The following is a 21,270-nucleotide window of genomic DNA, read 5'->3' on the forward strand; positions in this document are numbered from 1 at the left end:
GTCCGCAGAGGGTAGGGGGCGGTGCGGTGTCCCCTTGTCCCGGGGTGCCGAAGGGCCGCGTTCGGTGGGGTGGGTGGGTCGGTGTCGCGGGGGTATGTACGTGCTCGGCCGGCGCGATTGCCCTGGACCGTCAGTTCACCGGCACCCAGCGGCGGTCCTGCGCGCGCACATACCCCCACGACACCTCCCGTCTCACTCGCGGCTTTCCCCCGGCGGCCCTTCTTTTCCTTCCTCCACCCCTTTCGGGGTGTCGCCCCCCTACGGGCATGGGGCAAGGCCCCACCGGGGTGCGGGTCGCGTACGAGACGGGAGGGGGTGTGGGGGATGTGCGCGCGCAGGACCGCCGCCGAGTGCCGGTGAACTAACGGTCCACGATCATCGCGCCGGCCGAGCACGTACATCCCCCACGCCCCCGACCCACAACGAAACAGAAGGCGACCCCAGCCACAGACGAACCCGCACTCGCCACACAACACCAGCGCACCGGCACACGCCGCGCACATCAAAGCCCGTCCGGCGATTGAGGACGAGGCCGTCAAGGCCGAAAAGGGGGGCCTGGGGGCAAAGCCCCCAGATCATCAGTCCGTCGTGGTCTCGCGGAACAGCCACGCCGACTTCAGCTCCGCATACCCCGGCTTGATCACATCGTTGATCATCGACAGCCGCTCGTCGAACGGGATGAACGCCGACTTCATGGCGTTGACCGTGAACCACTGCATGTCATCCAGGGTGTACCCAAACGTGTCGACGAGGTGCTCGAACTCCCGGCTCTGGCTGACGCCACTCATCAGACGGTTGTCCGTGTTGACGGTGACCCGGAAGTGCAGCCTGCGCAGCAGCCCGATCGGATGATCGGCATACGAGGACGCCGCACCGGTCTGGAGGTTCGACGTGGGGCACATCTCCAGCGGGATGCGCTTGTCGCGGACGTACGAGGCGAGCCGCCCGAGCACCACCCGGCCGTCGTCCGCGACCTCGATGTCGTCGATGATCCGCACACCGTGGCCGAGCCGGTCGGCGCCGCACCACTGGAGCGCCTGCCAGATGGACGGCAGTCCGAACGCCTCACCGGCATGGATGGTGAAGTGGTTGTTCTCGCGCTTGAGGTACTCGAACGCGTCCAGGTGCCGGGTGGGCGGGTACCCCGCCTCCGCACCCGCGATGTCGAAGCCGACGACCCCCAGGTCACGGTGGAGGTTGGCGAGTTCCGCGATCTCCAGGGCCCGGGCGGCGTGCCGCATCGCCGTGAGCAGGGCGCCCACCCGGATCCGGTGACCGCGCTCGCGAGCGCGCCGCTCGCCCTCGCGGAAACCCTCGTTCACGGCCGTGACCACCTCGGGCAGGGTCAGGCCGGCTTCCAGGTGCTGTTCGGGCGCGTAGCGGACCTCCGCGTAGACGACGCCGTCCTCGGCCAGGTCCTCCGCACACTCGGCGGCGACCCGGGTCAGCGCCTCTTTGGTCTGCATCACGCCGACGGTGTGCGAGAACGTCTCCAGGTAGCGCTCGAGGGAGCCGGAGTCGGCGGCTGCCCGGAACCAGTGGCCGAGGCTGCCGGCGTCGGTCTCGGGAAGTCTGTCGTAGCCGCTCTCGCGGGCCAGGTCCACGACCGTCTCAGGACGCAGTCCACCGTCGAGGTGGTCGTGCAGCAGCACCTTGGGGGCACGGCGGATCTGCTCGGCTGTGGGGATCTCCAGGCTCCTGGCGGGGGTTCCCAGGGGGTTCGCAGTGGGCTTGCTCATCATCTCCGTACCCTAACGCCTACGCGCGTAGACACAACTCTTTCGCAGCCTCCCGGCCCGGCGCCGCCGTCACGTACCACCGGACGGCCGCCGGAGCGCGCCGTCCGACGGCCGGGGCAACCAACCGACCGGCGGCGGTGGTCACATGGCGGACCGGCAACAGTGATACGTAACAGTGATCCCCTGGACAGCTCGCGTACGCGTGTGCTTCTGACACTGTTCTGTCATGGCACAGCAAGCGACGCCGGTGCGCACGGCCAGGCTGGGGAGGGCGATCGGCTCCGAGCCGACGGCGGTGGGCGGCGTGGTGCTGCTGCTGCCGCGCGGCGCCGAGGTCTCCGCCCGCCGGCCCGCACCGCTGCCCTCGGCCTCCCTGCACACGTTAGGACGCACGCTGGCCCGTGCCGGACGCTCGGAGGGCCTGGTGGCGCACGTCGTGCGGTACCGCTACCGCGGCTGGAACGGCGCGCAGGCCCAGCTCGCGCGGGACGCGGCGTGGGCCGCCGACGAGGCCGTACGCCGTTACGGTGATGTGCCGTTGTGCCTGGCCGGGACCGACATGGGTGGCCGGGCCGCTCTGCACGCGGGCGGCCATCCGGCCGTGACCACGGTGGTGGCGCTCGCGCCGTGGCTGCCCGAGGACGATGTGGCGGCGCCTCCCGAACCGGTCAAGCAGCTCCAGGGCCGGCGGGTGTTGATCGTGCACGGCACGAATGACGAACGGACGGATCCGGAGCTGTCCTTCCGGCTGGCCGCCCGGGTGAAGAAGGCCAACCGCGACGCGTGCCGCTTCGAAGTGCACACGGACGGGCACGGGTTGCGCCAGTACCGTTCCGAAGTCCTGGCGCTGACTGCGGACTTCGTCATGGGATCGCTGTTCGGTCACCCCTGCTCCCGCCCCGTCGAGGACGCCCTCGCCGCTCCCCCGCCGCTGGGCCTGCGGATGCCGTTGGCATCGGGGTTCGCGGGGGCGCGGGCACCGGGGGTGTAGCACGCCGGCGCACCGGGGTCAGTGCGGGAGCAGCTTGTCCCTGCGGGAGAGCAGGAACTTCTTGAAGGCGGCGACCGGGGGCGCGTCCTGCCGGCCGTCCAGCCAGGCGACCCCGATCTCGCGGACCGCGCGCGGTGCCGTGACGGTCAGCTCCACGACGCCCGGCCGGGGCACCGCGGGCGGCGGCAGCAGGGCGACGCCGAGCCCGGCGGCGACCAGGCCGCGCAGCGTCTCCGTCTCCTCGCCCTCGAAGGCGATCCGCGGCCGGAAGCCCGCTTCGCGGCACAGGTCATCCGTGATGCGCCGCATGCCGTAGCCCGACTCCAGCGTCACGAAGGCCTCCTCCGCCGCCTCGGCGAGCCGGACGCGCCGGCGGTCGGCGAGCCGGTGGTCGTCGGGGACGACGAGCCGTAGCCGCTGCTCGTCGAGCCGGCGGGCGACAAGACCTGGCTCGTCGGGCACCGGCGAGGTGAGGCAGAGGTCCAGCTCACCGGCGCGCAACCGCTCCAACATGGCCTCGCCGTAGTTCTGCACCAGGCTGAAGCGGATGCCGGGGTGGTCGGCGCGGAAGGCGCGGATCAGGCCGGGTACGGTCTCGGAGCCCATGGTGTGCAGGAAGCCGAAGGCGACCTTCCCGGAGGCGGGGTGGGCGTCGGCGCGCACCGCTTCGGCGGCCCGTTCCACCTCGCCGAGCGCCCGCTCGACCGAGGTCAGGAAGGTACGGCCGGCGGGGGTGAGCGAGAGGGTGCGGCCACGGCGTACGAACAGGTCGACGCCGAGGTCCCGTTCGAGTCGTACGAGGGCGCGCGAGAGGGTCGACTGCGGCACGCCCATCTCCAGCGCGGCCCGGGTGACGTGCTCCCTTCGGGCGACGCCCGCGAACTGGGCCAGCCGCGGCGCCAGAAGCGTGACAATGTCATCTGTGTCACCGGCAGGTGACATCCACGACGCTGACCTGCGATCATGCACCATGGGATCGATTATCTCAATTCCATGCATTGGACGCATCAGCGCCGCGGCCATACGTTCGAAGCATGCCTGCTGTCGATCGTGAGAATGACGTCCCTGCTCCTCCTTCTGATCCCGCCCGGGCCACCGAGCCCGCTACCACCTCCGACGGCGACGACGACGGCCGGCTCACCCCGGGAGGCCCTGGCTACCGCCGGATGAGCCTGGCGCTGTTCCTGGCCGGGATCGCGACCTTCGCACTTCTCTACTCCACGCAGGCACTGCTGCCGCTGGTCTCCACGGACTACGGCTCCACGGAGGCGACGGCGAGTTGGACGGTGTCGGCGGCGACCGGCGCGCTGGCACTGTGCGTGCTGCCGCTGAGCGCGCTGTCCGAGCGGTTCGGCCGGCGCGCGACGATGACGGGGTCGCTGGCCGTCGCGGTGACGATCGGCCTGCTGGTGCCCTTCGCGCCCTCGATCGGCGCACTGATCGCCCTGCGTGCGGTGCAGGGTGCGGCGCTCGCCGGGCTCCCGGCGTCCGCGATGGCGTACCTGGCCGAGGAGGTCAGGGCCAAGGCGCTGGTGGCCGCGGTCGGACTGTTCGTCGCGGGCAACAGCATCGGCGGCATGAGCGGCCGCATCGTCTCCGGCTGGATCGCGCAGGCGTGCGGCTGGCGGGTGGCGATCGGCGTGATCGGCGTGATCGCGGTGGTGTGCGCGGTGCTCTTCCGCGTCCTGCTGCCGGCGCCCCGGCACGCGAGCGCGGCTCCCGGTGCGCGGGACGCGACGGACACCCGGGCGCTCGTCCGCGCCGTGCGCGACCATCTCGCGAACCCGCTGCTGCGCCGCCTCTACGCGATCGGCGCCCTGTTCATGACGGTCTTCGGCGCCTCGTACACGGTCATCGGCTACCGCCTGACCGACGCCCCGTACTCGCTGCCGCAGGGCCTCGTCGGCTCGATCTTCCTGGTCTACCTCGTCGGCACGGTCTCGTCCGCGACGGTGGGCCGGCTGGTGGGCCGGCTCGGCCGGCGCGGGGCGCTGTACCTGGCGGCCGGTACGACCGCGAGCGGTCTGCTGCTGTCGCTGGCCGGCCCGCTGGTGCTCGTCCTGCTGGGCCTGGTGCTGATCACGGCGGGCTTCTTCGCCGGCCACACGGCCGCCTCGTCCGCCGTCAGCCACACGGCCACGCACGGTCGCGCCCAGGCCTCCGCGCTCTACCAGTCCGGGTACTACCTCGGCTCCAGCATCGGCAGCACGCTCGGCGCGATCGCCTTCCGTGCGGCCGGCTGGGGCGGCACGGTGGCGCTGGGACTGCTGGCCCTGTGCGGAGTCATCGTGGTCACCCTGTACGGCACCCGGGCGGCGGTCCGGGCCACCGGCGCCACACGGGCCGCGAACGCCGGGACCAACGCAGCGGGCACCCGTTCGCCCAGCACCGCCCACAGCTGATCGACCGCCCCCACCTGATCGGGCAGGGGGCTCCACCCGCCCGGGGCGTCGCGGCACCGGCGAAGGCGCCGCGACCAGGGGGAACGTGCCAGGTGGGAGCCGTTGTCAGTGGGCTGCTGTAGCTTCCGAGGTATCGGAGCTGACGGAGTCGTGCGAAGTCCCGCACCGGCACCCCAGCTGTCTCACACGAACAGGCCGCAGGCTGGGCAGCCGCAGGCCGGGTTGGGCGATGAGCGACATGACGGCGACGACGGACACGGACCGGGACCAGGCAGCCAGGCACCTGGAGCAGTACCGCACCGAGCTCACGGGCTACTGCTACCGCATGCTCGGCTCGTCCTTCGAGGCGGAGGACGCCGTGCAGGACACCATGGTGCGAGCCTGGCGGGGCTACGACCGCTTCGAGGGCCGCTCGTCCCTGCGCTCCTGGCTCTACCGCATCGCCACCAACGTCTGCCTGGACCTGCTGAACGCAGGCAATCGCCGCGCCCGCCCCATGGACCTCACCGAGCCCCAGGCGGCCGCGTCGGCGGTCCTGACGGAGCGCCCCGAGCCGACCTGGCTGGAGCCGGTGCCGGACGGCCGGGTACTGCCCGGCTCGGCCGACCCGGCCCAGGCCGCGGTGGCCCGCGAGTCGGTGCGCCTGGCGTTCGTGGCGGCCCTCCAGCACCTGCCGGCGAAGCAGCGCTCGGTGCTGATCCTGCGGGAGGTGCTGGCCTGGCGGGCCAGCGAGGTGGCGGAGCTGCTGGACACCTCCGTCGCCTCGGTGAACAGCGCGTTGCAACGCGCCCGTGCCACCCTCGCCGCGGCCCGCGCCCAGGACACCGACACCCTCCAGCCGATGGACGAGGAGCAGCGCAAGCTCCTGGACCGCTACGTACAGGCCTTCGAGGGCTATGACATGGAGCAGCTCACCGCCCTGCTCCACGAGGACGCGGTGCTCTCCATGCCGCCGTACGACCTGTGGCTGCGCGGCCCCCGCGAGATAGCGAACTGGATGCTCGGCAAGGGCTGTGGCTGCCGCGGCTCCCGCCTGCTCCCCACGGTGGCCAACGGCACGCCGGCGTTCGCCCAGTACCGCCCCAGCGAGTCCGGCACCGGGCATGACGCCTGGGCGCTCCAGGTCATCGAGATATCAGCCGGCCGGATCACCGGGCTCACCTCCTTCCTGGACACCGCCCGGCTCTTCCCTGCCTTCGGCCTGCCGCTCCACCTCGAAGCTGAGGCCGGTCAGGAGTAGCAGGGCCGGCAGGTCGGGAGGCGGATGCCGAAGTCGTATGTGCCCTCCGGCGCGGCGCGCGGTGAGCTCCAGCCGGGCCAGCAGGTCGACGGCGGCCAGACCGCGCCCGCCGAGCGCCCGCGCATCACAGAGGACGACACCGCACCCGGCCACCGCCAGCCGGGCACGCACGTCGCCGCAGAGTCGGGCCAGGCCGTCGGGGCCGACGACGGCCGGCAGGATCAACGCTGGGGATGCCATGGGGTCCACAGCAGGTAGACCGTGCGGGAGCGCGGTCCTCATCGGTGCAGCAGGCACGGGTACCGGGCAGTCCGGTGGCTGCCGGCGTCCTCGGGGTCGGGCGGGCGTCAGCCGGTTTCGACACAGCCGGTTTCGCCCCGGGGCCAGGCCGCTCAGTGCCTGCCCTGGGCCAGCCGGCTCAGCGCCTTCATGGCGTCACGCTCGATACGTGAGAGATCGCGAAGGATGTCGCCGGCCTGTACGAGGCACTGCGCATCGCCTGCCGTACCGGCCTGCGTGACCAGTGCTGCGACTTCCGTCCACAGGGTGGCCGCCTCGGTGTACAGCTCGTGACCGGTGCGCAGGTGGCTGCTGTCGAGCAGGTGGGAGCATTCGGCGAGGAAGTCCCGGTAGAGGTTGCGGAACAGGGCGCCGCCGGTGCCGGCCTTCTCCATCAGAAGGGCGGCCTGGGGCAGGTCGCGTTCCGGGTCGTCGGTGCGCTGGAGCCAGGTCCGCACCAGCTTGCCGGCCTTCTCGATGCCTCGGTGACCCAGGTTGGCGATGGGCGGGTTGAGGAAGGCGTCGGCGCAGGCGGTGATGGCGGGAACGATCTGCCCCTGCGGCGCGGCCAGGTCCCCCGGAGCGGTGAGGGTGAAGGACCGCTGCCTGGCGGTCATCGGCCCGCGCGCGGCCCTGGCCTGGGCGAGGCTGGTCAGGCTGGTGGACACCGTGCCGCCCTGCTGGGCGGTGTCCACCAGGTAGGCGGTGTGGTCGTCGTAGCCGTACATGGCGACGACATGGCCGCCGAAGTGCACCTTCGTTCCGAAGTAGTCCAGGTGGTAGCTGTCGAGTTGGAGTCCGACCGGCTGGCCGGCGTCGATGGGCGCCGCCACGTTCTCCCACGCCTTGCGGGGGGACGCGGTCTCCTGGACCAGGAGCTCAAGACCGAGCGTGGTGGCCAGGTTCTTCGTGAGCTCGAAGGGCTTGACCCGCCCCCCGAGGAAGGGAAAGCCCATGTTCTTGCTGTCCCAGTAGATGAACGACAGCCCGGAGCCGAGTCCGAAGATCATCGGCTCGGACAGGTCGAGCCCCTGGTGCCGCAGCAGCACTCCGAGAGCTGTCGTCTCGCAGTGCTGCGATGCACGGCGGTCGATGTCCAATACGGTGGCCACACCACACCCTGATCGCATGAAGGTCAGCTTTCAGACACCGTCGGGGAACTCGCTGGTGTCGAGATCCAATCCGATGGGCTTCGGGATGCTGATCGTGTCGCCGAACTTCACCGCATGGTGTACGCGGTACACCTCACCCACGGGCTCTTGATAGAGGGTCACGGTGGGACCACCGGGCGACCAGGCATCGATGAGCAGGTAGAACGGGACACCCGCTGCGGCGTACCCGGCGGTCTTGGTGATGCGGTCGGCCGCGGCGTTCGATTTCGAGGTGATCTCGACGACCAGTTCAGCCGCAGCAGCGGGGATGTAATACTCCGACTCCGCATCCAGGAGCGCCGCCTTAGGGGCCACAGCGATATCCGGAATGAACAACCCCCGCCTCGAAATCACAGCGGTCCCAAGGGTTTGAAAAACACCCCAGTCAACCGGAATGACGTTATACAGCGACCGGTGGACCAGGTCGGCAATGAGATTGTGGACATTCGACGGCGGCGGAACCACGGTGACGATCCCCTCGATGATCTCCACCGTGCAGCCCTCAGGTACGTCCGTCTCCTCCCAGATCCGGACCAGCTCATCCCACGTGTACTCGTGGCCGCTGGCCCACGCGTGGTCGACGGTGAGTGCGCTCATGGCGGTATCTCCAATCAGTACGCCACCGACTACAGCATGCCGGACTCGATCGTCGCCGGTCTACCGAACACGTTCGCCCGAAAGGGATATCCCAGGATCAGCCAATACGTTCATGCACAATCGGCCCCACCACGAACTCCGTCCCCGCCGGGGCGATGTCGTAGGACGAGGTGAGGGACTCGAGGGCGTGGGGGATGCGGTCGGGGGTGTCGGTGTGGAGGGTGAGGAGGGGGGCGCCTTCGGTGACGGGGTCGCCGGGCTTGGCGTGCAGGACGATGCCGGCGGCGGCCTGGACCGGGTCCTCCTTGCGGGCCCGGCCCGCGCCGAGGCGCCAGGCGGCGACGCCGACATCGTAGGCGTCGAGCCTGGTCAGGACGCCGGACGTGGCAGCGGTGACGGTGTGCGTCTCGCGGGCGTCGGGCAGCGGTGCGTCCGGGTCGCCGCCCTGGGCCGTGATCATGCGGCGCCAGGCGTCCATCGCGGAGCCGTCGGCGAGCGCCTTCGCGGGGTCGGCGTCGGGCAGCCCCGCCGCGTCCAGCATCTCGCGGGCCAGCGCCAGGGTGAGCGCGACGACGTCCGCGGGGCCTTCGCCCGCCAGTACCTCCAGGGCCTCGCGGACCTCCAGGGCGTTGCCCGCGGTGCGCCCGAGCGGGGTGGACATGTCGGTGACCAGCGCGACCGTGCGTACGCCGTGGTCGGTGCCGAGGCCGACCATGGTGCTGGCGAGTTCCCGGGCGTCGTCGAGGGTCTTCATGAAAGCGCCGGTGCCCACCTTCACGTCCAGCACCAGCGAGCCGGTGCCTTCGGCGATCTTCTTGGACATGATCGACGAGGCGATGAGCGGGATGGACTCCACGGTGCCGGTGACGTCGCGCAGGGCGTACAGCTTGCGGTCGGCGGGCGCGAGGCCCTCGCCGGCCGCGCAGACGACACAGCCGGCGGAGCCGAGGACGTCCAGCATCTCCTTGTTCGACAGGCTGGCCCGCCAGCCCGGGATGGACTCCAGCTTGTCGAGCGTGCCGCCGGTGTGGCCGAGGCCGCGGCCGGAGAGCTGCGGCACGACGGCACCGCAGGCCGCGACGAGCGGGGCGAGCGGAAGGGTGATCTTGTCGCCCACGCCACCGGTGGAGTGCTTGTCGGCGGTGGGCCGGGCGGCGCCGCCGGCCGCGGAGAGGTCGCCGGCGATGTCCAGGCGCTCGCCGGAAGCGATCATGGCGGCGGTCCAGCGGGCGATCTCCCTGCGGGTCATGCCGTTCAGGAGGATCGCCATGGCCAGGGCGGACATCTGCTCGTCCGCGACGGTGCCGCGGGTGTAGGCGTCGATGACCCAGTCGATCTGGGGGTCGGTGAGCTCGCCGTGGTCGCGCTTGGTGCGGATGATGTCGATGACGTCCATCAGGTGGGTCCTGGGGGTCGGTGCGGGAGATCTGAAAGTGCGGGAGATCCGAACGTGGGGGTGGGCCCGGGGACGGCCGCGGGATCCGGCGGCGCGGGCGGCCGTCAGGTCGTCAGCCCATCAGCCCAGCTTGTCCGGGCCGAAGGCGTCCGGGAGGAGGTCGCCCAGCGGGCGGAAGCCGGACGCGGTGTCGAGGATCAGGGTCGGGCCGCCGAACTCGTAGAGCAGCTGGCGGCAGCGGCCGCACGGCATCAGGGTCTCCCCCTTGCCGTCGACGCAGGTGAAGTGGGTGAGCCGGCCGCCGCCGGACAGGTGCAGCGCGGAGACGAGGCCGCACTCGGCGCACAGTCCGAGGCCGTACGAGGCGTTCTCCACGTTGCATCCGGTGATGGTGCGCCCGTCGTCGACGCGGGCCGCGGCGCCGACCGGGAAGCCCGAGTACGGGACGTAGGCCCGGCGCATGGCGCCCCGCGCGGCCTCGCGCAGGGCGTCCCAGTCCACCTCCGTACCGGCGCGCGCGCCGCCCTGGTCGCCCGGTGTCACGTGCACCGTCCCTGGCTGCCCTGCGTCATGTGCCCTGTCCCTTCCGGTAGCGCATGCCGTCGGCCCTGGGCATCCGCAGCCGCTGGGCGGACAGCGACAGCACCAGCAGGGTGACGACGTACGGGGTGGCGCCGACGAAGTCGCCGGGCACCGAGTCCGTCAGCAGGTACCAGGCCAGCACCGCCACCGCGATGACGGCACTGGTCACGCCCTGCCACAGGGCCTTGCGATACAGCTTCCAACCGGCCAGCAGCGCCAGCAACACGACGAGCAGGAGCAGCAGCGCGTGCACGGTCTCGCCACCGTTGCGCAGCTGGAGGGCGTCGGCGTAGCCGAACAGGCCGGCGCCCATGGCGAGTCCGCCGGGCCGCCAGTTGCCGAAGATCATCGCGGCCAGGCCGATGTAGCCGCGGCCCCCGGTCTGACCCTCCAGGTAGATGTGCGAGTTGACCAGCGCGAGGAAGGCACCGCCGAGCCCGGCGAGGCCGCCGGAGACGGCGACGGCGGCGTACTTGTACGAGTAGACATGCACGCCGAGGGATTCGGCGGCGACGGGGTTCTCGCCGCAGGACCGCAGGCGGAGCCCGAAGGCGGTGCGCCACAGCAGCAGCCAGCTGCCGACGAACAGCACCACGGCGACGACGGTGATCACGGAGAGCCCGGTCACCAGGCCGCCGAGCAGGCCGGCGAGGTCGGAGACGACGAACCAGTGGTGCTTGGCCACCGAGCCGAGACCGTCGGAGAGACCGGGCACGGTGATGTCGCCGAGGCTCTCGGCGGGCGGGGACTGCTTGGGGTTGCCGCCCTGGTCGACGGCGTCCCCGGTGGTGAAGCTGATCTTGGCCAGGTACTGGGTGGCGCCGAGTGCGAGGAGGTTGATGGCGACACCGGAGACGATGTGGTCGACGCCGAAGGTGACGGTGGCCACGGCGTGCACCAGACCGCCGATGACGCCGAAGGCGATGCCGCAGATCAGGCCGAGCCACGGATTGGTCTGCCAGCCGAGCCAGCCGGCGCCGAACGTGCCCAGGATCATCATGCCTTCGAGGCCGATGTTGACCACGCCGGCCCGCTCGGACCACAGGCCCGCGAGACCGGCGAGCCCGATCGGCACGGCGAGTTCGAGCGCGGCGCCGATCTGGCCGACGGAGGTCAGCTGGTCGGCGCCGGTGATCAGGCGCACCACGGAGACCAGCGCCAGCGCACAGCCGAGCGCGAGAAGTATCTTCGCGGGCGTCCAGCGCCTGCTGCGCGAGCCGGCGCGTGCCGCGGGTGCGGCGGGTGGCGTCTGGGGCGCCTTCGTGATCTGGGTGGTCATCGCGCCACCTCCTTCTTCACGGTGGGGGCGGTGGCCTGGCGCGGTCCTGCGGCGAGCCGGCCGGCGGCCAGTTCGGCGCCGACCCGCTGCTGCTGCCGCCTGAGCCCGTAGCGGCGTACGACCTCGTAGGCGATGACGACGCAGAGCACGATGACGCCCTGGATGACGCCGAGGATCTCCTTGTCGTAGCCCTGGAACTCCAGGTGGTTCGTGGTGCGTTCCAGGAAGCCCCAGAGCAGGGCGCCGAGCGCGATGCCGACGGGGTGGTTGCGGCCCAGCAGGGCGATGGCGATGCCGGTGAAGCCGACACCGGCGGGGAAGTCGTTGCTGAACTGGTGGCTGTCGTTCAGCAGGGTCGGCATGCCGATCAGGCCAGCCACGGCGCCGGAGAGGATCATGCTGGTGGCGACCATCTTCTTCACGCTGACACCGCTGGCCGCGGCGGCCGACTCGGAGCGGCCCACGGCCCTCAGGTCGAACCCGAAGCGGGTGCGGCCCAGCACGAACCAGAAGAGGACGCCGACCAGCGCGGCGATCACGATGAAGCCCCACAGCTCCCCCGCGGGGCCGGCGTTGAAGGCGAAGAAGTACGACGACTTCGGCAGCGGATGCGTGGACACCAGCGTGCCGGCCTTGTCGAGCTGGCCGAGCTGCTCCGGCTGGAGGAGGTAGCCGATGATCGCGGTGGCGATGGAGTTCAGCATGATCGTGGCGATCACCTCGCTGACGCCCCGGACCACCTTGAGCAAGCCCGCTATCGCCGCCCAGATGGCACCGGTCGCCATCGCGCAGAGGATGATCAGCGGGACGGCGACGATCCCCGGCAGGGTGAGCGCCCCGCCGAGCACCGCGGCGAAGAACGCGGCGAGCCGGTACTGGCCGTCGACCCCGATGTTGAAGAGGTTCATCCGGAAGCCGATCGCGACCGCGACTCCGGCCAGGTAGTACATCGTCGCCTTGTTGAGGATGTAGACCTGGCTGTCGCTCGCCGAGCCGTAGCTGAGCATGTCGCTGAAGGCGGCGAACGGGTCCTTGCCGGTGGCCAGGAACACCACGGTGGTGACGACCAGCGCGGCGACGATCGCGAGGACCGGCGCCGCCAGCGCCAGGAGCAACCGCTCCTTGTCGATGCGTGCGGTCAGCTTCTTCATCGGGCGTCTTCGTCTTCCTGTGCTGCGGCGTCCGTGCGGGCGACCCCGGCCGCGGCGGCCTCGGTGGGGTGTTCCAGGTGGCCGGTGGCCGCGCCGGTCATGGCGGAGCCCAGCTCTTCGGGGGTGATGGTGGCCGGGTCGGCGTCGGCGACCAGGCGGCCCCGGTACATCACCCGCAGCGCATCGGACAGGCCGATCAGCTCGTCCAGGTCGGCGGAGATCAGCAGCACCGCCAGGCCCTCGCGGCGCGCCTCGCGGATCTGGTCCCAGATCTGCGCCTGCGCGCCGACGTCGACACCGCGCGTGGGGTGCGCGGCGATCAGCAGCTTGGGCCGGTGGCTCATCTCGCGGCCGACGATCAGCTTCTGCTGGTTGCCGCCGGACAGCGAGGCGGCGGTCACGTCGATGCCGGGGGTGCGGACGTCGTACTCCTGGACGATCCGTCCGGTGTCGGCGCGTGCCGCCTTGGTGTCGATGAGGCCGCCGCGCGAGTTGGGCCGCTCGGTGACGTGGCCGAGGATGCGGTTCTCCCACAGCGGCGCTTCGAGCAGCAGCCCGTGACGGTGCCGGTCCTCGGGGATGTAGCCGACCCCGCTCTCCCGGCGGCGCCGGGTCGGCAGGTGCGCGATGTCGCGCCCGTCGAGGCTGACGGTGCCGCCGTCGGGCTCGCGGATGCCCATGATCGCCTCGACGAGTTCGGACTGGCCGTTGCCTTCCACGCCGGCGACGCCGAGCACTTCGCCGCGGTGGATGGTGAACGCCACGTCGTCGAGGATGACCCGTTCGACCCCGTCGAGATCGGTCTGCGTCAGCCGGAGCCCGTCGACCTGGAGCACCGGGGTGTCGGTGACCGTGGACTCCTCGGTCTGCGGCGAGGGCAGTTCGCTGCCCACCATCAGCTCGGCGAGCTGCTTCGACGTGGTCGTGCGCGGGTCGGCGGTGCCGACGGTGGTGCCGCGCCGGATGACGGTGATCTCGTCGGCGACGGAGAGCACCTCGCCCAGCTTGTGCGAGATGAAGATGACGGTGAGGCCCTCGGACTTCAGCTCCCGCAGGTTGTCGAAGAGGGCGTCGACCTCCTGCGGCACCAGCACGGCGGTGGGCTCGTCGAGGATCAGCGTGCGGGCGCCGCGGTAGAGGACCTTGAGGATCTCCACGCGCTGCCGGTCGGCGACGCCGAGCTCTTCGACGAGCAGGTCGGGCCGTACGCCGAGCCCGTAGGCCTGGGAGATCTCCGTGATCTTCGCTCGGGCCCTGGCCCCGATGCCGTGCAGCTTCTCCGCGCCGAGGACGACGTTCTCCAGCACCGTCAGGTTCTCGGCGAGCATGAAGTGCTGGTGCACCATGCCGATACCGCGGGCGATGGCGTCGGCGGGGGTGTGCAGGGTGACCTGCTCGCCGGCGATGGTGATGGTGCCCTCGTCCGGCCGCTGCATGCCGTAGAGGATCTTCATCAGGGTGGACTTGCCGGCGCCGTTCTCACCGCACAGGGCGTGCACGGTGCCCTGGTGGACGGTGATGTCGATGTCGCGGTTGGCGACGACACCCGGGAAGCGTTTGGTGATGCCGCGCAGCTCCACGGCGGCGGCCTGCGGTGGTGCGGGGCTGGACGCGTTGATGGCGCACTCTCCTCGAAGGGGGTGTCCGAGTCTCGGGAGGGTGGGGGTACGAGCCTCGGGAGCCGGTCGCATGGGGCTCGGGAGGGCGGGAGCGAGTGATCAGCTCGGAGGCGAGCACCGGCTCGGGAGGTGAGCCGGCGGGTCTCGCGGCGAGGGGGCGGCGAGGGCGCCGCCGTCCGGGTCAGCCCCGGTGGCGTCGGTGGGTGGCCGACGGCCGGGTCCCGCGCGGGGAGTCCCGGCCGGGTGGGCGCCGCGCACCGCTGAGTCCCGGCCCGGTGGCCGGGACCCGGTGCGCGGCGGGTCCCACGGCGAGGGTCACGGAGTGGTCTTGACCTTCACCTGGCCGCTGACGATCCGCTCCCTGGCGTTGTCCAGCTTGGCCTGGATGTCCTTGATGTAGCCGCCGCTGGTGGCGAGCGAGACACCGTTCTTGGCGAGCGTGTAGGTGCTGACGCCGGTCTTCGGGCTGCCGTCCTTGACCGACTTGACCAGGTCGTAGACGCCGATGTCGACGTTCTTGACGACCGAGGTGAGGATCGAGGAGCGGTACTTCTTCAACCCGGGGACGTTGTACTGGTCGGAGTCCACGCCGATCGCCCAGGCGCCCGTGACGCCGTGCACCGCTTCGATCGCGCCGGTGCCGGAGGAGCCGGCCGCCGTGTAGATCACGTCGGTGCCCTTGTCGAGCATGCCCTGCGCGGCGGCCTTGCCCTTGTCCGGGCTGGCGAAGCCGGAGGTGTCGGAGCCGTGGCTGAGGTACTGCCGCTCGATCTTGATGCTCGGCTTGGTGTCCTTGACGCCCTGGACGAAGCCGGCCTCGAACTTCTTGATCAGCGGGACGTCGACGCCGCCTATGAAGCCGACGTGGTCCTTCTTCGTCTTCAGCGCCGCGGCCACGCCGGCCAGGTAGCTGCCCTCGTTCTCGGCGAACAGGATGTTGTCGACGTTCTTGGCGTCCACCTGGGAGTCGACGATGCCGAAGGTGGTCTTCGGGTGGGTCTTGGCGACCTTGGCCATCGACGCGGAGTAGGCGTAGCCGACGCCGATGACGGGGTTGTAGCCTGCCTCGGCGAGTTCGGTGAGGCGCTCCTCGCGGTCGGCCTCCGTGTCGGTGGTCTTCGCGGTGAGTTCCTTGACCTCGCCCTTGAACTCCGCCTTGGCGCGGTCGACGCCACGGGCGGCCGCATCGTTGAAGGAGTAGTCACCACGCCCGCCGACGTCGAAGGCTATGCCGACCTTGATGGCACCCTTGCCCCCGGAGGAGTCCGAGTCGGAATCCTTCTCGGAGGATGTACTGCCGCACGCGGTGGCGGTGATGGTGAGTGCTGCGGACGCGAGACACGCAGCGGAGAACTTGGCTACCCGGCGCAAGGAAGGCTCCTTCAACCCGACCTGGAGCGCCACGTGCGGCGCTGGTTTCCGGCCGCATCGTAACGCGCGTAGAATCCAGTTGACGCCGGTCTTTCCAACCCGTTACCGGATCGACGCGAAGCGCCCCGCGGCGGGGCCGGAAACGGCACGCGCGACCACCCACCGGACGGTGGCCGCGCCGGCAGTCACCCGCTCCCCCGCAGGGCACGCGTCATGGCTGAAAACCATGGCCTCGGGCATGACTAGAACCGTTCGGCGTCGAGGAGTGCCGCTGCGGTGAACATCTCCACGCCGACCGTGATCGCGTACTCGTCGGCGTCGAAGTCGCCTTGGTGGAGGTCGCGGACGCCGCGGTCTCCGGGGGTGCGGACGCCGAGCCGGGCCATGGCGCCCGGGACCCGCTCCAGGTACCAGGAGAAGTCCTCGCCGCCCAGGCTCTGCGGGGTGTCCTCGATGGCTCTCGTGCCGCGCCGGGTGGCCATGGCGTCGTGCAGCAGCTCGGTGATGAGCGGGTCGTTGACGACCGGCGGGACGCCGCGGACGTAGTTGATCTCCGACTTGGCCCGGTAGAGGTTCGCGATCTCGTCGATGGCGGCGTGCACCAGGTCGGGAGCCTGCCGCCATGAGTCGAGGTCGAGGCAGCGGACCGTGCCGGACAGCTCGGCGTGCTGCGGGACCACGTTGCAGGCGTGTCCCGACTCGATGCGACCCCAGGTGACCGCCAGCCCCGAACGTGCGTCGACCCGGCGGGCGACCAGCGCGGGCACGTCGGTGGCGACGCGGGCGGCGGCGGTGACGAGGTCGGTGGTCAGGTGCGGGCGTGCGGTGTGCCCGCCCGGGCCGTCCAGGGAGATCTCCAGGCGGTCGCAGGCCGAGGTGATCGGCCCGTGCCGCAGCCCGATGCGGCCGGCGTCGACCTTCGGGTCGCAGTGCACCGCGATGATCCGGCCGACGCCGTCCAGCGCGCCGGCCTCGATCGCGTCGGGCGCACCGCCCGGCAGCACCTCTTCGGCGGGCTGGAAGAGCAGCCGCACCGGGTGCGGCAGTGCGCCCCGCCGGTGCAGGTCGGCGAGGACCAGGCCGGCGCCGAGGACGACGGTGGTGTGCACGTCGTGGCCGCAGGCGTGGGCGCGGTCCGGAACGGTGGACCGGTAGACACAGCCGATCTTGGTGTCCGGGATGGGCAGGGCGTCGATGTCCGCCCGCAGGGCCAGCATGCCGCGGGTGCGCGGTGCGGCGTCGCCGGTGCCGTGCACCGCGTCGTCGTCCTCGGCGTCACGTCCGATGTCACAGATGAGCCCGGTGCCCGTGTTCAACACCCGGGGGTGCAGACCGGCCAGTTCGAGCCGGGACTTGAGGGCCGCCGTGGTGCGAAACTCCTGGTTCCCGAGCTCGGGGTGCATGTGCAGATCGCGCCGAAAGGCGACGAGCTCGGAACGGAGCTCCTCGGGCAGCGTGCCGGGCAGCGCAGCGCCGGACGACAGGCCCGGCGGCACGGCTTCCCCTGGCAGATCGACCGGGGACTCGGAGGACGTCAACTGGTTCACCCTTTGAAGGGTAGGCCCCATCGGGGCGCCGCCACCTCTCGATCACCATAATTTCGGCCAGACAGCCGAGAAAAAGGCTGCGTCCCATGCATGGGACCGAATCAGATCGGGTATACCAGCCCTTTCTTTCGCGTTTCCTTCGGCTTGCTTCGTTTTCCTCGGCTTGCTTCGTTTCCTTCGGCTTGCTTCGCCTTCCTTCGCTTCGGTCGGCTTGTCTCCCTTATCTCCCTTGTCTCCCACGGCTCCCATGACTCCCATGTCCTTCTCGCCGTCGTTCGCCTGGGGCTCGGTAGGGCTCGGCTGGCTGCACGGGGCGACGGGAGTGGTTCACGGGAGTGGTTCGACCGAGTCCGCTTGTGCCGTGACGGTGACCGATGGCGCGGTGACGGTGTCCGATAGCGCTGGATCGCTAGCCTCTGCGGAAGAGCTGGATCGCCGACCTCTCCGCCCTGGTGGGCGCGCCTGCGCGCGGCGGCACATGACCCGCCGGTGGCCGCGGGGTGTGGGTGCGGTGGGACTTGGGGATGAGGTGCGGCATGATCCTAGGGCCCGTACCAGAGTTGGCCTCACTAGCCGGGCGTCAAGGCCGTAACGTGGCAGCGGTCGCGCGAGGCCGGTCGGCGCAGGAGTCGTTCGGGTCGTCTAGATCGTGGGTGATGGGGAGATCCGCATGGGGCAGGGAACTGACGGGCAGCGCGATGCGCTTGCGGCGCTCGGCGACAGCCGCGGCGCCACGGCCGCAGTGCCGAGCGCGCCGCTCTCCCTGGGAACGTTCGACACGGACGGCGACAGAAGCACCACGGCGCTGAAGAGGGACACGGTGACCGACGGGATCAAGCGCACGGTACCGGTGGGGATCTTCACCTTCGACGACGAGCCGACGGACCGGGACGGCCGGCCCGCGGTCGGTGCCGGCGGCACGAGCGGCGCCGCAGGCGGGGCGCCCGCGGACCCGGTCGACGGCGACGGCGACGGCGACAGTGCGTCGTCCGGCGGTACGCCGTCCGGGGGGTCCGGGGAAGCGGCGGGGGACGCTTCTGGTGCGGGTGGGCCCGTCGCTCGGGACGGTGCCGATGGTGCCGCTGGGTCCTCACCTGCCGGCGGCTCCGCTGCGGGCGGTTCCTCTCATGAGGACGCGACGGGGGCCGATGAGGCCCCGGCGACGGCGGCTCCCGAGTCCCGGGACGACGACGACAACACCAACGGCGACGACGCCGGCGCACCGTCCGCCGATGCCCCGTCGCCCGCCGAGTCCTCCGCCGACCTGCTGGGAGACCCTCCCACGACGAGGCTGAAGCCCGGCACCGTTGACCGGTCCAACCGGCTGGACCAGCCGACCGCCCAGTTCATCACGGGCCACGGCGCGCTGGCGTCCCCGACCCCCGCCCCGGACGTGCCGGACGCGGCCCAGGCGGAGGCAACGGCCCAGGAGGATGCCGGGGCCGAGGTCGACACCGTGGGCCAGGACGACACCTCGTCCGCGGACGACGCCGGGTCCCCGGACGCCGGATCCCCAGTCGACGACTCGTCCCAGGAAGAGGACGCCGGCTCCCCCGCCGACGACCTGGCCTCGCCCCGGGACGACGAGCCCGGGCCGCAGCCCGCCGACCGCACGGATACGGAATCGGGTCCGGACGCGGAGCACGGCTCCCCCGCCGACTCCGCCCCGGTCAAGGAGCCCAGCCCCGCCGATACGGAGAACCGCTCGGGTTCGGACGGTGAGAGCCACCCGGACACGGAGCCCCACCCGGGCACGGAGCCCCACCCGAGCACCGAGACCCACCCCGCCGAGAAAGCCGATCCCGACGCGGAAGCCGGTCCCGGCGGCGAATCCGGTCCCGGCGCGGAAGCCGACCCCGACGGCGAATCCGGTCCCGACGCGGAAGCCGGTCCCGGCAGCGCATCCCGTTCCGACACGGAAGCCGACCCGCACAAGGGGCCCGACGCGGACGACGAGTCCGCTGTCGGATCGGCTCTGATGGTCTACGACCCCGAGGCCGTGGTCACGACGCCCACGTTGCGTATCCCCATGCGCCTCTTGAAGCCGACGTCCGACACCGCCGAGGATCCCGCGGCCGACGTGCAGGCCGCTGTCCCCGCGGCGCCGATCGACGCCACCGCCGCCCCGGCCGCCCCGGCCGACGCCCCCGTGCCGCCGGCCGGTGCCGCTGCCGCCGCGTCCCCGGTCATGCCGCCCCAGCCCGCCGGAGCCGGCGGGCCCGTGGCCGGGCCGGAGACCGCCGCTCCGGGTGCCGTGCCCATGCCCGGTGCCGTGCCCATGCCCGGTGCCGGGGCCCCGCCCGAGCCGGTGCCCGGCGCGGCCGGCCCCATGCCCGGTGCACCCGGCGCCGCCGGTGGCGTTCCCGTCCCGACGCAGGCCGCCTCCCCGGTGCCGACGAGCCCGGTGCAGCAGCCGGACGTGCCGCAGGGGACCGTTCCCACGCAGTCGGGGTACGGGTACGTGGCGCTGCCGACGCCGGAGCCGATTCCGACCATCGACCCGCGGCTCTCCATCGCGCTGGGGAAGCCGCAGCACGGCGACTCCGTGAAGCGACGCACGGGGCACTCGCTGCGCCGGACGGTGCGGGGCGTGCAGGAGCAGGAGCAGGAGACCCGGCGCAGGCTGGACGTGGCGCTGCCGGTGCAGACCGGGCGGGTGATCGCGGTGACGTCCATCCGCGGTGGCGTCGGCAAGACGACGGTGGCGACGCTGATGAGCAAGGCGTTCAACCGTTACCGGCACGACCCGGTGCTGACCCTGGAGGCGGACGCCGCGCTGGGCACGCTCGCGGTGCGGATGGGGGCGGAGTCGGTGCGGTGGTCCTGCATGGACCTGGCCCAGATCCTCCACCCGGAGATGCGGCTGACCGACATCACCGGCTACATGGTGCAGGTCAACGACGGCGGCTGGCTGCTGCCGGCCAGCCAGGGACGGGTCGGCGCGCCGCTCGACGTGCAGACGTACTTCCGGGTGGTGGCCATGCTGCGGCGCTACTTCGCGGTGACGGTGGTGGACTGCGAGACGCTGCCGGGGGACGTGGCGCGCACCGCCATGGACACCTCGCACGCGCGGGTCGTGGTCGCCCCGATGACGGCGGAGGGAGTGGACAGCACGCGGGTGGTGCTCGACTGGCTCGCCCACCTCCCGCACTCCGCGCTGGCCAGCACCGTGGTGGCGCTGACCGCGCACTCCCCCGACGTCACCCTGGACACGAGGACGGCCGAGGAGCATCTGCGGGAGACCGGGGTCGCGGTCGTCACCTTCCCGTACGACCGGCATCTGGCGCAGGGCGGTCCGATCCACGCCCCGAAGCTGTCGCACACGACGCGTGACGCGGCGGTGGTGCTGGCCGCGGAGATGGTGAAGCGCTCGATGGCGACCCCGCACTGAGCCCTCCCCGGCGAGGGAGACCGATCGGAGCCGGCCGGGCAGGCCGTGCGAGCGGCCGGGCAGGCCGTGCCGAGCCGTCGGGCCGGCTCAGAACGCGTACTTGTCGCGCATGTGCTGGAAGAGGTGCCAGCCCGCGACGTCGTCGCGCCCGCTCAGGAGACCGCCCTGCGTGGTGTCGTAGACCCGGCAGTCGAGCGCTTCGGCGAGCCGGAAGATCGGCTCCATGACGTCGTCACCGCTGCCGCGCACCAGGAGGCCGAGGGTGCGGACCGGGTCGTCCGGGCTGGCGAGGGGCAGCTCTATCGACCAGGTGGGGCCCTCGAGGACCCACCAGGTCGGATCGGACCGATCCAGCTCCGGCAGCACCCTGTGCACCGTGTCCAGCACCTGGCTGCGCGGGCCGAGAGCCGGCCCTTCCGCACCGTCGTCCCGCTCGTCCAGTTCGTCCGGCTCGTTCAGTGCGTCCAGTTCGTCCAGGGCTGTGACACCCTCCGGCAGGCGCATCAGCGCCACGTCCCAACTCATGCGTCTTTAC

The 21,270-nt window shown here is 71.5% G+C and carries 17 protein-coding genes; 5 read left to right on the plus strand and 12 right to left on the minus strand.

Translation table 11 applies throughout. The features are described 5' to 3' along the window. Positions 1-578 precede the first annotated feature (578 nt). The gene (locus NQO67_RS38415; RefSeq protein WP_374119266.1) at positions 579-1,739 is read right to left on the minus strand and encodes an adenosine deaminase; all 1,161 of its coding nucleotides are present in this window, start codon (positions 1,737-1,739) and stop codon (positions 579-581) included. A 226-nt stretch (positions 1,740-1,965) separates the two neighbouring features. Here NQO67_RS38415 and NQO67_RS38420 point away from each other — a divergent pair, with 226 nt between their 5' ends. After that, a complete protein-coding gene (locus NQO67_RS38420; protein WP_255955128.1) occupies positions 1,966-2,730 on the plus strand; it encodes a prolyl oligopeptidase family serine peptidase in 765 nt (254 codons plus the stop codon). Positions 2,731-2,748: 18 nt separating this feature from the next. Here NQO67_RS38420 and NQO67_RS38425 read toward each other — a convergent pair whose 3' ends face one another. Beyond that, positions 2,749-3,702: a LysR family transcriptional regulator gene (locus tag NQO67_RS38425; protein WP_255955129.1), complete on the minus strand. Its 954-nt coding sequence runs from the start codon at positions 3,700-3,702 to the stop codon at positions 2,749-2,751. Positions 3,703-3,764: 62 nt separating this feature from the next. On the opposite strand from NQO67_RS38425, the gene NQO67_RS38430 reads away from it, so the two are divergent. The 3 genes from NQO67_RS38430 (at position 3,765) to NQO67_RS44910 (ending at position 6,630) form a co-directional block, all read left to right on the plus strand. Then, positions 3,765-5,132, plus strand: coding sequence for an MFS transporter (locus tag NQO67_RS38430; RefSeq protein WP_374119267.1), 1,368 nt, complete (start codon positions 3,765-3,767; stop codon positions 5,130-5,132). Between the two features lie 229 nt (positions 5,133-5,361). Beyond that, on the plus strand, positions 5,362-6,372 hold the full coding sequence (locus tag NQO67_RS38435) for a sigma-70 family RNA polymerase sigma factor (RefSeq protein ID WP_255955130.1): 1,011 nt from the start codon (positions 5,362-5,364) through the stop codon (positions 6,370-6,372). 24 nt (positions 6,373-6,396) lie between these two features. Next, positions 6,397-6,630 (plus strand): hypothetical protein, encoded by a 234-nt coding sequence (locus NQO67_RS44910; protein ID WP_508493704.1) that lies wholly within the window; start codon positions 6,397-6,399, stop codon positions 6,628-6,630. Positions 6,631-6,764: 134 nt separating this feature from the next. Here the strand turns inward: NQO67_RS44910 and NQO67_RS38445 are convergent, their stop codons facing one another. From NQO67_RS38445 to NQO67_RS38485, 9 genes are all read right to left on the minus strand, one after another. Beyond that, entirely contained in the window at positions 6,765-7,763 is a 999-nt protein-coding gene (locus NQO67_RS38445; RefSeq protein ID WP_255955132.1) for a BtrH N-terminal domain-containing protein, read from the minus strand. A 30-nt stretch (positions 7,764-7,793) separates the two neighbouring features. Then, positions 7,794-8,399, minus strand: coding sequence for a Uma2 family endonuclease (locus NQO67_RS38450; protein WP_255955133.1), 606 nt, complete (start codon positions 8,397-8,399; stop codon positions 7,794-7,796). A gap of 97 nt (positions 8,400-8,496) precedes the next feature. Next, positions 8,497-9,795, minus strand: coding sequence for a thymidine phosphorylase (locus NQO67_RS38455; protein ID WP_255955134.1), 1,299 nt, complete (start codon positions 9,793-9,795; stop codon positions 8,497-8,499). Between the two features lie 120 nt (positions 9,796-9,915). Next, positions 9,916-10,257, minus strand: a complete 342-nt coding sequence (locus NQO67_RS38460) for a cytidine deaminase (protein ID WP_255955156.1) — start codon at positions 10,255-10,257, stop codon at positions 9,916-9,918. Positions 10,258-10,363: 106 nt separating this feature from the next. After that, positions 10,364-11,656, minus strand: a complete 1,293-nt coding sequence (locus NQO67_RS38465) for an ABC transporter permease (RefSeq protein ID WP_255955135.1) — start codon at positions 11,654-11,656, stop codon at positions 10,364-10,366. Further along, on the minus strand, positions 11,653-12,807 hold the full coding sequence (locus NQO67_RS38470) for an ABC transporter permease (RefSeq protein ID WP_255955136.1): 1,155 nt from the start codon (positions 12,805-12,807) through the stop codon (positions 11,653-11,655). The genes NQO67_RS38465 and NQO67_RS38470 overlap by 4 nt, the downstream gene beginning before the upstream one ends. Continuing rightward, positions 12,804-14,498: an ABC transporter ATP-binding protein gene (locus tag NQO67_RS38475; protein WP_255955137.1), complete on the minus strand. Its 1,695-nt coding sequence runs from the start codon at positions 14,496-14,498 to the stop codon at positions 12,804-12,806. The genes NQO67_RS38470 and NQO67_RS38475 overlap by 4 nt, the downstream gene beginning before the upstream one ends. A 243-nt stretch (positions 14,499-14,741) precedes the next feature. Beyond that, complete coding sequence (locus tag NQO67_RS38480) at positions 14,742-15,797, minus strand: BMP family lipoprotein (protein WP_255955138.1); 1,056 nt, start codon at positions 15,795-15,797, stop codon at positions 14,742-14,744. Between the two features lie 242 nt (positions 15,798-16,039). Then, positions 16,040-17,344, minus strand: coding sequence for an amidohydrolase (locus tag NQO67_RS38485; RefSeq protein ID WP_374119268.1), 1,305 nt, complete (start codon positions 17,342-17,344; stop codon positions 16,040-16,042). A 670-nt stretch (positions 17,345-18,014) separates the two neighbouring features. Here NQO67_RS38485 and NQO67_RS38490 point away from each other — a divergent pair. Continuing rightward, positions 18,015-20,735, plus strand: coding sequence for a CpaE/TadZ family protein (locus tag NQO67_RS38490; RefSeq protein WP_255955139.1), 2,721 nt, complete (start codon positions 18,015-18,017; stop codon positions 20,733-20,735). An 87-nt stretch (positions 20,736-20,822) separates the two neighbouring features. Here the strand turns inward: NQO67_RS38490 and NQO67_RS38495 are convergent, their stop codons facing one another. After that, positions 20,823-21,260 carry a hypothetical protein gene (locus tag NQO67_RS38495; RefSeq protein ID WP_255955140.1) on the minus strand — a complete coding sequence of 146 codons (438 nt, stop codon included), beginning with the start codon at positions 21,258-21,260 and terminating at the stop codon, positions 20,823-20,825. Between the last annotated feature and the right edge of the window lie 10 nt (positions 21,261-21,270).

Source organism: Streptomyces odontomachi, assembly GCF_024435355.1.
Lineage (GTDB): Bacteria > Actinomycetota > Actinomycetes > Streptomycetales > Streptomycetaceae > Streptomyces > Streptomyces odontomachi.